Here is a 13,004-nt window from a genome sequence, read left to right on the forward strand (position 1 = left end):
TGCTATTATTATGGATAACAAATGAAAATAATGCTTGTAAACTCGCTTTATTATCCTTTTAAAGTTGGTGGTGCTGAGGTTTCAGTTCAATTACTTGCTGAAGGTCTTGTCAAACATGGTTGCGATGTAATGGTTGTAACTTTGACTAACGATAGGATGAGGCATTTGACGACTGAGTATATAAATAAGGTTAAAGTGGTAAGGGTTTATCTAAAAAATATTTATTGGCCATTTGATGAGAAAGATAATCGCGGATCTATAAAGAAGCTAGTGTGGCATATTATTGACTCATATAATCCGTTAATGCAGAAAATCGTTAATAAACTAGTTAACGATTTTTCACCTGATATAATCCATACTAACAACATTTGCGGTTTTTCAACTTCAATTTGGAATAAATATGATAAAATAAAGGTTATTCATACGATCAGAGATTATTATCTATTAACACCATCAAGTGTATTAAGTGATAATAAGAAATTAACAGCGATAGATATAGCTCTTTCGTGGATTAAGAAAAAAAGGATATCCAGAGTATCTTGTTTTATAGGTATAAGCGAATATATACTTAAAACACATAATGATCATGGCTTCTTTAGCGGGAATGAATATTTAAGGAAGATTTATAACTCTGCAATATTAACTGATTCCTTTTACTTGAATAAAAGTAAAAGTAAAAGTGGTATTTTTACTATTGGATTTATTGGCCGTTTAACTGAAGAAAAAGGATATTCCATATTTTATGCGTTGGCCGATCATTATAAAAATAATAAACGTATTGTTTTTAAAGCGGCAGGAAGTGGTCGCGAAGATTATTTAGATGAATTGAAATGTAAGTATTCAGGTGTAAATTTGTATGAGATGGGGCATACATCTCAAAGTGAATTTTATAATGAAATTGATCTACTCATTATTCCTGCCAAATGGGCTGAACCTTTTGGCCGGACTGCTATTGAAGCATTTTCATATGCAGTTCCGGTTTTGAGTTCTGGCAGGGGTGGTTTGCTCGAGATTAATTCAATTTTAAAACAAGACATATATAAAGACTTTCAAGATTTGATTAAAAAAGTGGATGCCCTAATTGAGAATAATCCTTCAGTAGATAAATCTATGGTAAGTGAGTTTAATGAGCATTTTTCTGAAAAACGTTATATTTCTCAACATTTGAAATTATATTCTTTTCTTTGTAATAAATGAATGCTTATGTGGTGTGTTATTCATTAAAGGTACTGCTATGATTTTTTTTTCGCGAAGACTTATTTTAAGTAAACTTACAACGTTACCATTCATACTTTTCTTTTCAAAATCGTATGCTCAAAATAATAAAGATGACAATGGTAGTTCAAAAAAAGATTGTACCTCTGATAAAAGTAATTATTTGCATGCTGATAGTGAAGTTATAAAGGCTAACGAAACACAAAAAGTTATGCTTGATGAGCTAGTAGCACAAAGAAAAAAAATACATTTTCTTATGGAAAATCCATCTGTTTCATTTGATTTTTTTTTAGATATTCACGATGGTTCTGTAGATGCTACGCCAGCATTGAAAGCTGCTGCAGCGTCAGGTAAAACAATCGTTTTCCCGTCAAACGGTGTCTATTCAATAAACCAAAACGACATAGCCATTTCTCCCTTCACTAAATTTATTGGCCCGGATGGAGGGTATGCAACATTTTTGGTTAATTCAACCGAGGGTAGTTTCGGTACTTTTGATTTACGGAATAAAAACGGGCTAGGAGATGATATCTACAGTGGAGGGTATTTTAATGTATTTAGAAATCTTCGGTTCAGATACCCCGGTCAAATTAAAAATTTGACTGACGTCGCATCTAATCCAATAGCTTATCTCCCACTTTTTTTTGGAGGTGGTTACTCAAGTCGCTTCGAATATCTTGATATAGGGAATGCATATATTGGGTTCGTTCTTGGTGGCAAAGGATTAGGAAGCTGTAGTCGGATAGTATTGAAGGATATTATAGGTGCACCAATTTTTCTTGGGTTGAGTATTGAACAAGTAAGAGATATACCAATAATACAGAATATTTCCTGGAATTATAATTATCTCGATTTAGATAAAAATCATTCTTACGGGAACATGCTAAAACAATGGATGGCATTAAATGCGACTGCTTTTCAGTTCGGCCGATGCGATTGGGCATCCTGCATCAATCTTTTTAGCTATGGATATTATAAAAATTTAGTTATTGAATCTAGGCGATATACTGGTTCAGCTGATAGAATTAAGTTTATAGGATGTTTTAGTGACCAGTCTATTCATCCCTTGTGGGTTAAAGATTTTGAAAATCAACTGGATTTTATTGCATGTGGCTTTACCGGTGTGAAAACTAATGTAAAAAATGCTAGTGGTATCTTTTTATCAACAAAAAGTATCAACGCGAATGTGAGTTTTACTAACTGTACATTTAATTCATATTACATGGACATTATAATCTCTAAAGTTAATGTTAATATGTATGCCTGCCAATTCTATAATTATGGTTTTGGCAGCAAACAAACTTCTCCAGCCTCTGCTATTAGCATTGATAATGACAATGTAACAGTAAATATTGTTAATACTGACATCGACGCATCCGCTGGTGAATATGTAAGATGCTTATCCGACGGGGGGTATTCTGGATGCTTGTTAAATATTACTGGGTGTTCAAATCTGACAGGCTCTAAATTTGAGATTTTTAGGTGGGATAGTAGCTCAAGTAATGTAGAGTTAATCTCACAAGATTCATATATTTCAGGTGCTTATGATGATATTGTTGGTGTTAGTAGTCTTGGTATAACGGCATATATTCCTCGGCGGTTTTATTTAGAGTCTTTACCTCTGAAAGGATCCTTTAAAGAGGGTGACTATATTGTTAATACAAAACCAAGTGGAACAAAAGAAGATAGTATTATTAAGGGGTGGGTGAGAATGACAACTGGACATAATAATCAACTTAATATAGATTGGGTTGAAGATAAACTAACAAAATAAATTTTTTATACTGGTTATTAACATTTGGAATAATTATGCGCAATTTTAATGTAGGTATAGTTGCTGATTGGTTTATTACATATGCAGGCTCTGAGAAAGTTGTTGCAGAGTTTATTAAGGTTTTCCCCGATTCTGAACTTTATTCAGTTGTAGACTTTCTTTCAAAAGAAAACAAAAAATATTTTCAGGATAAAGACATCACAACAACTTTTATTCAGAACTTACCAAAAGCTAAAAATAAATATCAAAGCTATTTACCATTGATGCCACTAGCTATTGAACAGTTAGATGTTTCTAAACATGATGTAATTATATCGAGTTGTCATGCAGTAGCTAAGGGTGTTTTAACTGGACCTGATCAATTGCATATTAGCTACATTCATTCTCCTATTAGGTATGCTTGGGATCTTCAACACCAATATCTTCGGGAGGCAGGGTTAGATAAAGGTTTCAAAGGACTTTTAGCAAAATATATTCTTCACAAAATGAGAATGTGGGATGTACGTACTGCTAATGGAGTAGATCACTTTATTGCAAATTCACATTTTATAGCTAGGCGAATTAAGAAAGTTTATGGGCGTGATGCTGATGTTATTTATCCTCCTGTTGACGTAGAGAGATTTAAATTAAATGAGAATAAAGAAGAATACTACCTGACTGCCTCTAGATTAGTGCCATATAAAAGAATAGACCTCATTGTTGATGCATTCAAGGCAATGCCTGATAAAAAGTTGATTGTCATTGGTGATGGTCCAGAAATGAAAAAGATACGTGACAAAGCAAGTGCAAATACTGAAATACTTGGCTTTCAGTCTAATGAAATTATGGAAAATTGCATGCGGAATGCTAAGGCATTTGTTTTTGCAGCTGAGGAAGATTTTGGTATCACTCCAGTTGAAGCACAGGCCTGTGGTACTCCAGTCATTGCCTATGGAAAAGGAGGCGTCTTGGAAACGATACGTGGAATGTCGAAAACTACTCCGACAGGAGTTTTCTTTGATAAACAACATGTTGACTCTATAATTGATGCTGTAAATAAATTTGAGTCGAACTTTGATCTTTTTGCTCCGATTGAATGCAGAAATAATGCCATGCGGTTTTCAGAGGAGCGATTTAAAAACGAAATTCATTCATATGTAAACGATAAATGGAATGATTTCAAAGGACGTATTGAGAATTAAATAAAATCATTCATTCTTTACTATATATTTTTGGAATATGATTTTGGTGGTGATACAATTCATCATCATATTTTTTATATCAATATATGCGTTGTATTTAAACTTTGCTTGTGATGAAAATCCCACGAAGCTGGCCAAATGTCAAAAAATAAATTAATTGTTAAGAATACTATTTTTTTAGCGACAAGAACTGTAGTATCAATATTAATTTCTCTTTATACCACAAGAGTTGTATTATATCAATTAGGTACTAATGATTATGGTTTATTTAATGTAATATATGGCGTGGTTGCTCTTACGGTATTTTTATCAGCAGCTATGAATGAGTCAGTTCAACGTTACATTTCCCTCGATCTTGGACGTGGAGATATACAAGCTGTTAGGAATACGATTAAGAATAGTTTATGCATTTATTTATTTTTATCTCTTTCATTTACTTTTGTTCTCTTTTCTTTAAATAATTATGTCATCACATCTTTAATCAACATTCCTCATTCATCTATAATTGTTGCAAAGAAGGTTTATGGCATTGCAGTATTGTCAATTTTTATTTCTATAATTCAGACGCCATTTAATGCAATTGTTATCGCTCACGAAAGAATGTCCTTTTATGCATATATGTCGATTTTTGACGTCAGCTCAAAATTGTTAATTGCTTTTTCATTGTCTATTGTAACACACGATAAAGTGTTGTTTTATTCTTTGTTTTTACTCTTTTCTTCTGTGATAACATTCATAATCTACACTGTTTTTTGTTTTTTTAGCTTTAAAGATAATTTTAAAAATGGTTTTCTTTCGATTTCAGTAATGAAGGACATTGCCTCTTTTTCCTTTTGGAATATTTTTGGTAATTTCGCTTATGTTTGTAGAACTCAAGGGATAAATATTGCAATTAATATATTTTTTTCAACTGCAACAAATGCTGCATATGCAATATCTACTTCTGTTTTAAATGCAATGACATCACTTACGCAATCTCTTGCACTTGCAATCAGGCCTCAGATTTTTAAGTCATATGTTAATCAGTCTGATAGTAATAGATATAAGATGTTGATTTTTTTTGGATCAAAGTATACTTTTTCCTTATTATTCCTTTTGTCCTTTCCGATTATTCTTCTTACTGAGCAAGTGCTTTCGATTTGGTTAGTTAATGTTCCTTTCTGTGCAGTAATATTTGTACGAATTATACTATCTGTTGCATTGGTTGATAGTCTTTCATCCAGCATAATTGCAGGAATTCAAGCGTCGGGAAGAATTAAGGTATACCAACTTGTTGTTGGTTTTATGGTTTTTATGTCCTTGCCATTGACATATTTTTCCTATAAATTGAACTATCCTCCATACAGTGCATTTGTTATTCTTTTCATAATTTCGATAATAAATTTAAATCTTAGAATATTTTTTCTCAAAAAAGCCACAGGATTTACATTTAAAGATTATTATTCTTTAGTAATATTACCCTGTATGTGTTCTGTCATCTTGGTTATAGCTACTAACTACTTTTTGTTGAATTTTTTTAAATATGATTCAATTTTGAACACGTTTGTAAGTATAACATTACACTATATCGTAACGTTTTTTGTGTTATGTATAACAGTTCCCTCTAAGGAGGAAAGACAATTTGTCTTAAACTATATGTTGAGGAAGTTTAAGTGACTATAAAAGAGATTGTACGGAATGAACTTTGTACTGGATGCGGTGTTTGTATCTCAGAAGATAAGAGTAATTCATCAGAGATGATATGGAATTCTCAGGGTTTTTTAGTCCCGCAATTATCAAATTCCTCGGATGAGAAGTCGATGGAAAGGGTTTGCCCATTTAGTTTGAATGGACAATATAATGAAGACACTCTTGCAAAACTTTTTTTTAAGAATGCACCACACCAAGATAGTGATATTGGTTTTTACTCGAACTTATATTTTGGGTTCTCTAAGGAACATAGAGCTACATCCTCTTCTGGAGGAATGGCTACTTTTTTATTCGAGCAGATTTTATTGTTAAACCAAGCAGATCATCTTTTTATAGTTAAAGAAATTGATGGTAAGTATGGATATCAACTTCATAGCTCGGTTGATTCTATAAAAGAAATATCAAAAACACGTTATTATCCTGTCACACTTGAATCACTTTTTTCAGAAATTGACAACATTAAAGGTACTATAGCTATTTCAGGTGTTGCATGTTTTATTAAAGCAATTAGGTTAAAACAAGTTTATAATCAGGAATTGAGGGATAAAATTACATTCTTGGTTGGCATCATTTGCGGGGGGCTAAAAAGCAAATATTATACGGATTTTCTGGCGCAATCCTCAGGCTGCTTCGATGATTATAGTAATGCAGAGTATCGTGTAAAAAAACCAGAAAGTTATGCACTTGATTATAAATTTACGTGCAAAGAAAAATATGGTGAAAGAATACATGTTGTAGAAATGCGGAAAATGGGAGATATGTGGGGGACTGGACTGTTTAAATCAAACGCCTGTGATTTTTGTGATGATGTCACAACAGAACTAGCAGATATATCCCTTGGTGATGCTTGGATCGAACCTTATAGCTCAGATGGTATGGGGAACAGTGTTGTGATCGCGCGAAGTGCTCTTGCTGATGATATTGTTAAAAAAGGGATAGCGGATGGTAGCTTGAATTTAGTTCCTGCTTCTCTTGAGCAAGTCAAGTCATCTCAACAAGGTAGTTTTAATCATAGGCATAAGGGGCTTTTGTTTAGGATAAAAGATGCTGAATCAAGAGGAAGGCTTTATCCGATAAAAAGGGCTAGATTTTTATCTAAGCAGTCTATTTTGTTTAATGAAATTCAACGTTTGCGGATGAAAACTAGAGAAAATAGCTTGGCTCTTTGGGTTAATACGCAAAATGTTGATGAGTTTAATGATTCTTTTACGCCATACCTGAATAAATTAAAAAGAGTTACTAAATTCCAAAAAATCGTATTGAAAGTTAATAGAAAAATAAAAAAACTACGAGGTGTTAAATAAATGAAAATTGCAATACTGACATTGCCTCTTCACGTTAATTATGGTGGGAATGTACAAAATTTTGCATTACAACAAACTTTACTTAAGTTAGGGCATGATGTGGTTACTATCAATTGCCAGGAAGCTAAGATAGGTACTTTGAGGTACGGCCTTTCTACAGCAAAGCGCTTGTTTCAGCAACCTAAGAGTAGCAGACGCTTACTTTTCACCAAAAAAGAAAAAGAAATTATTTCTCTTAACCACAAGCGTTTTATTTGTGATTATATTAAATTAACCGAACCTGTTGATTTCACAGAGTTGAGTCTTTTTTTTAAAAAAAATAAATTTGATGCTGTATTTGTTGGTAGTGATCAAGTTTGGCGGCCTAAGTACACACCTTGCATTGAATCCTATTTCTTAAGTTTTATTCAAGATAATACAGCAATCAAGAAAATATCTTATGCAGCTTCATTTGGCTCCGATAAATGGGAGTACAATAGTCAGCAGCATTCCATTTGTAAGTCACTCATTGAAAAGTTCGATGCTTTATCCGTACGAGAGTCTCTTGGTGCTGATATGTGTAAAGAATATTTTTCAGTAAATGCACAGCATGTGTTAGATCCAACAATGCTATTGACAAAAGAAGAATATATAGAGATTTTTAAGAGTGAAAATCTTCCTAATCATAAAGGGAAATTATTTAATTATACATTGGACGTTGATGAAGCGAAAAATAAGTTAATAAGAAATATATCGTCACATGTACATAAAGATTTTTTTACTACATACCCAGAGAAAACACAGAAAAAAACTTTATTTATTCACGATATTAAGACCTACCAGTATCCTTCTGTTCCAGCTTGGTTGAAATCTTTTTTTGATGCTGACTTTATAATTACAGATTCATTCCATGGCACAGTTTTTTCTATTATTTTTAATAAACCCTTTATTGCACTTTCTAACAAAGAACGTGGGGCAGCAAGATTTATATCGCTATTGAATATGTTCGGCTTAGAGTCGCGCCTTGTTACTGATGTTGATAAATTCGATAAAAATATAATTGATGATAATATTGATTATGTTGAAGTCAATAAACGACTTGAGCAATATCGCATAATGTCTTTAGATTTCATAAGTAATGCGTTGAGTTAAAGATGTTAGTAATATATGTTTTGACTTTTACTTGACTATGGTTGTTTCTTTGTGGGTTTTTCATGCAACAATAGGCATGTTTTTTTTGGCTATATTCCTTCCCGGCTTTGAGCTAACATAATCTTCACATTTAAGCTGCGAACAGTCGCAGTGACCACACCTGACAGGAGTATGTAATGTCCAAGCAACAGATCGGGGTTGTCGGTATGGCAGTGATGGGGCGTAACCTTGCGCTCAACATCGAGAGCCGCGGTTATACCGTCTCCGTTTTCAACCGCTCCCGTGAAAAGACCGAAGAAGTGATTGCCGAGAATCCAGGCAAGAAACTGGTCCCTCATTATACTGTGCAAGAGTTTGTTGAATCACTCGAGACTCCGCGCCGTATCCTGTTAATGGTGAAGGCGGGTGCAGGCACTGACAGTGCCATCGACTCTCTGAAGCCTTACCTGGACAAGGGTGACATCATCATCGATGGTGGTAATACCTTCTTCCAGGATACTATTCGTCGTAATCGTGAGCTTTCTGCTGAAGGTTTTAACTTCATCGGAACCGGCGTGTCCGGCGGTGAAGAAGGGGCTCTTAAAGGTCCTTCGATCATGCCTGGCGGTCAGAAAGAAGCTTATGAACTGGTTGCTCCAATTCTCATGCAGATAGCTGCTGTCGCTGAAGACGGTGAGCCGTGTGTAACCTATATCGGTGCCGATGGTGCTGGTCATTATGTCAAAATGGTTCACAACGGTATTGAATACGGCGATATGCAACTGATTGCAGAAGCCTACGCTTTACTGAAAGGTGGTCTCGCGCTTTCTAATGAAGAGCTGGCGCAAACCTTTACCGAATGGAATGAAGGTGAGCTCAGCAGCTATCTCATTGACATCACAAAAGACATCTTCACCAAAAAGGATGAAGAGGGTAAATATCTGGTCGATGTGATCCTCGATGAAGCGGCAAACAAAGGCACCGGTAAATGGACCAGCCAAAGCTCTCTTGACCTCGGTGAACCGCTGTCGCTCATCACTGAATCTGTATTCGCTCGCTACATCTCTTCTCTGAAAGATCAGCGTGTAGCTGCTTCGAAAGTTCTTACCGGACCGCAGGCTAAGAGTGCTGGCGATAAAGCGGAGTTCGTTGAGAAAGTTCGTCGCGCTCTGTATCTGGGCAAAATCGTCTCTTACGCTCAAGGCTTCTCCCAGTTGCGCGCGGCTTCTGATGAATACCACTGGGATCTTAACTACGGTGAGATCGCGAAAATCTTCCGTGCCGGCTGTATTATTCGTGCTCAGTTCCTGCAAAAGATTACTGATGCCTATGAGCAGAATGCCGGCATTGCCAACCTGCTGCTGGCTCCATATTTCAAGCAGATCGCCGATGATTATCAGCAAGCCCTGCGCGATGTTGTTGCATACGCAGTACAGAATGGTATTCCGGTTCCGACGTTCTCTGCTGCCATTGCATACTACGATAGCTATCGTTCCGCAGTCTTGCCTGCGAACTTGATACAGGCACAGCGTGACTACTTTGGTGCACATACCTATAAGCGTACCGATAAAGAAGGAGTGTTCCACACCGAGTGGATGGATTAACTAGCTGACAAACAACCTGGCAAAAGCCAGGTTGTTTTTTAATTCAAAAATATCAAATAGTATTTAATTTTTTTGATTGTATATAATAAGGTTATTCCTTTCTTGTCTATGTGGTATTTCTCTATTTACACTTTTAATTGAACTTGCAAATAAAGAAGTTATTACTTCCATCACGTCACATTTAATATTTCATATTTATTAAGGATTATATCATGTTACTTCCTGTGATTATGGCGGGTGGCACCGGTAGCCGCCTGTGGCCGATGTCCCGTGAACTCTACCCCAAACAGTTTCTCCGACTGTACGGGCAGAACTCCATGTTGCAGGAAACCATCTCGCGCCTCTCCGGTCTGGATACCCATGAGCCTATGGTTATCTGCAATGAAGAGCACCGCTTCCTGGTGGCTGAACAGCTAAGACAGCTCAACAAGCTGTCGAAGAATATCATTCTTGAGCCGGTGGGCCGCAACACGGCACCGGCCATCGCCCTCGCGGCACTGCAGGCCACGCAGAATGGCGATGACCCGCTGATGCTTGTCCTGGCAGCGGACCACATTATCAATAATCAGCAGGTCTTCCACGACGCCATCCGCGTTGCTGAGCAGTATGCGCATGCTGACCATCTGGTCACCTTCGGTATCGTTCCGAACACCCCGGAAACCGGCTACGGCTATATCCAGCGCGGCGATTCGCTGGGGGAAGGGGAGCATGCGCCTTATCAGGTCGCCCGCTTTGTCGAGAAGCCTGACCTGGAGCGTGCGCAGGCCTATCTGGCCTCCGGGGAATATTACTGGAACAGCGGTATGTTTATGTTCCGGGCGAAAAAGTATCTCTCCGAGCTGGCAAAGTTCCGCCCGGATATTCTCGAAGTCTGCACGGCTGCGGTCAATGCGGCCGATAGCGGCAGCGACTTTATCAGCATCCCGCATGAGGTGTTCAGCACCTGTCCCGACGAATCCGTTGACTATGCGGTAATGGAAAAGACCGCCGATGCGGTGGTGGTGGGGCTGGACGCGGACTGGAGCGACGTCGGCTCATGGTCAGCCCTGTGGGATGTCAGCCCCAAAGATGAGCTTGGCAACGTGCTGAACGGCGATGCCTGGGTGCACAACAGCCAGAACTGCTACATCAACAGCGATGAAAAGTTGGTGGCGGCTATCGGCGTTGAGGACTTGGTGATCGTTAGTACCAAGGATGCGGTGCTGGTGATGAATAAAAACCGCGCCCAGGACGTGAAAAAGGTCGTGGAGTACCTGAAGGCCAACCAGCGCAGCGAATATAAACGACACCGCGAAATCTACCGTCCGTGGGGCCGCAGCGACGTGGTGGTTCAGACTCCGCGCTTCAATGTTAACCGTATCACCGTCAAGCCGGGCGGGGCGTTCTCCATGCAGATGCACCACCACCGCGCCGAGCACTGGGTGATCCTCGCAGGCACGGGGCAGATAACGGTCAACGGTAAGCAGTTCCTGCTGACTGAAAATCAGTCTACCTTTATTCCCATTGGTGCCGAACACTGCCTGGAGAATCCTGGACGTATCCCACTGGAAGTGTTGGAGATCCAGTCCGGCTCCTATCTGGGCGAAGACGATATTATCCGTATTAAAGACCAGTATGGTCGTTGCTAATTTGTATTTAAGGATTAAATAGATGGCAAAATTAAACTGTTTTAAAGCTTACGATATCCGCGGCGAACTGGGTGAAGAATTAAACGAAGATATTGCCTACCGTATCGGACGTGCCTATGGCGAATTCTTGAAACCAAAAACGATAGTCGTGGGCGGTGATGTCCGTCTGACCAGCGAGTCCTTGAAGCTGGCACTGGCCAACGGGCTGATGGATGCGGGAACGGACGTTCTGGACATTGGTCTGAGCGGAACCGAAGAGATTTACTTCGCCACCTTCCACTTGGGCGTGGACGGCGGGATTGAGGTGACGGCCAGCCATAACCCGATGAACTATAATGGAATGAAACTGGTGCGGGAGAATGCGAAACCCATCAGTGGCGACACCGGGCTGCGCGACATCCAGCGTCTGGCGGAAGAGAATCAGTTTGCGCCAGTGGACGCATCCCGTCGCGGCACCCTGCGTCAGATATCGGTGCTGCAGGAGTACGTGGACCACCTGATGGGCTACGTGAACCTGGCCAGCTTCACCCGTCCACTGAAGCTGGTGGTGAACTCCGGCAACGGCGCTGCCGGTCACGTGATTGATGAAGTGGAGAAACGTTTTGTGGCGGCAGGCGTGCCAGTGACCTTTATCAAGGTGCATCACCAGGCTGACGGCAATTTCCCGAATGGAATCCCGAACCCGCTGCTGCCGGAGTGCCGGCAGGACACCGCGGATGCGGTGCGCGAGCACGGCGCGGACATGGGGATCGCCTTTGACGGTGACTTCGACCGCTGCTTTATGTTTGATAACGATGCAGAATTTATCGAAGGCTATTATATTGTTGGCTTGCTGGCGGAAGCGTTCCTGCAGAAGCAGCCGGGCGCCCGGATTATTCACGACCCGCGCCTGACGTGGAATACGGTGGATATGGTGACCCGCAGCGGCGGCACACCGGTGATGTCGAAAACCGGGCATGCGTTTATTAAAGAGCGGATGCGTCAGGAAGATGCGATTTACGGCGGGGAAATGAGCGCACACCACTATTTCCGCGACTTCGCCTACTGCGACAGCGGGATGATCCCGTGGTTGCTGGTGGCGGAGCTACTGTGTCTGAAGATCAGCCCGCTGAAGGCGCTGGTGGCGGACCGGCAGGCGGCGTTCCCGGCGTCCGGGGAAATTAACCGCAAGCTGGAGAATGCGGCAGCGGCAATTGCGCGCATCCGTGAACGCTATGAACCGGATGCCGTGAACGTGGATACCACCGACGGCATCAGTATTGAATATCCGGAGTGGCGTTTTAACCTGCGCAGCTCGAATACCGAGCCGGTTGTGCGTCTTAACGTAGAGTCAAAAGGAGACGATGAATTAATGAAGGCTAAAACAGAAGAAATATTAGCTTTAATGAAATAGAAATTAATCTGCATAGAGCCATAGCATAGGTGCGTGGAATGATGCATCACCTTATGGCTCTTTCTTGACTTCCCATCTTTCTGAGAGTAAAACCGCCACAAGCGTT

General features: G+C 39.6%; 9 protein-coding genes. All 9 read left to right on the forward strand.

Annotated elements, in window-relative coordinates; translation table 11 throughout:
* Positions 1-21: 21 nt before the first annotated feature.
* The 9 genes from HMPREF1144_RS25610 (at position 22) to rfbK (ending at position 12,898) form a co-directional block, all read left to right on the forward strand.
* Positions 22-1,197, forward strand: coding sequence for a glycosyltransferase family 4 protein (locus HMPREF1144_RS25610; RefSeq protein WP_052544871.1), 1,176 nt, complete (start codon positions 22-24; stop codon positions 1,195-1,197).
* A 37-nt stretch (positions 1,198-1,234) separates the two neighbouring features.
* On the forward strand, positions 1,235-2,989 hold the full coding sequence (locus HMPREF1144_RS25615) for a hypothetical protein (RefSeq protein ID WP_009654506.1): 1,755 nt from the start codon (positions 1,235-1,237) through the stop codon (positions 2,987-2,989).
* Positions 2,990-3,024: 35 nt separating this feature from the next.
* Positions 3,025-4,170 carry a glycosyltransferase family 4 protein gene (locus tag HMPREF1144_RS25620; RefSeq protein WP_009654465.1) on the forward strand — a complete coding sequence of 382 codons (1,146 nt, stop codon included), beginning with the start codon at positions 3,025-3,027 and terminating at the stop codon, positions 4,168-4,170.
* 138 nt (positions 4,171-4,308) lie between these two features.
* The gene (locus HMPREF1144_RS33830) at positions 4,309-5,826 is read left to right on the forward strand and encodes an MATE family efflux transporter (RefSeq protein WP_009654507.1); all 1,518 of its coding nucleotides are present in this window, start codon (positions 4,309-4,311) and stop codon (positions 5,824-5,826) included.
* Positions 5,823-7,163 carry a Coenzyme F420 hydrogenase/dehydrogenase, beta subunit C-terminal domain gene (locus HMPREF1144_RS25630; RefSeq protein WP_009654493.1) on the forward strand — a complete coding sequence of 447 codons (1,341 nt, stop codon included), beginning with the start codon at positions 5,823-5,825 and terminating at the stop codon, positions 7,161-7,163. The genes HMPREF1144_RS33830 and HMPREF1144_RS25630 overlap by 4 nt, the downstream gene beginning before the upstream one ends.
* Positions 7,164-8,294 carry a polysaccharide pyruvyl transferase family protein gene (locus tag HMPREF1144_RS25635; RefSeq protein WP_009654487.1) on the forward strand — a complete coding sequence of 377 codons (1,131 nt, stop codon included), beginning with the start codon at positions 7,164-7,166 and terminating at the stop codon, positions 8,292-8,294.
* Positions 8,295-8,470: 176 nt separating this feature from the next.
* Positions 8,471-9,877 carry an NADP-dependent phosphogluconate dehydrogenase gene (gene gndA, locus HMPREF1144_RS25640; RefSeq protein WP_009654492.1) on the forward strand — a complete coding sequence of 469 codons (1,407 nt, stop codon included), beginning with the start codon at positions 8,471-8,473 and terminating at the stop codon, positions 9,875-9,877.
* 212 nt (positions 9,878-10,089) lie between these two features.
* Entirely contained in the window at positions 10,090-11,505 is a 1,416-nt protein-coding gene (locus tag HMPREF1144_RS25645) for a mannose-1-phosphate guanylyltransferase/mannose-6-phosphate isomerase (protein ID WP_009654483.1), read from the forward strand.
* A gap of 22 nt (positions 11,506-11,527) precedes the next feature.
* Positions 11,528-12,898, forward strand: coding sequence for an O9 family phosphomannomutase RfbK (gene rfbK / locus HMPREF1144_RS25650; protein WP_009654491.1), 1,371 nt, complete (start codon positions 11,528-11,530; stop codon positions 12,896-12,898).
* The last annotated feature ends 106 nt before the right edge of the window (positions 12,899-13,004 follow it).

It is taken from the genome of Klebsiella sp. OBRC7 (genome assembly GCF_000293135.1).
GTDB classification, from domain to species: domain Bacteria; phylum Pseudomonadota; class Gammaproteobacteria; order Enterobacterales; family Enterobacteriaceae; genus Klebsiella; species Klebsiella michiganensis.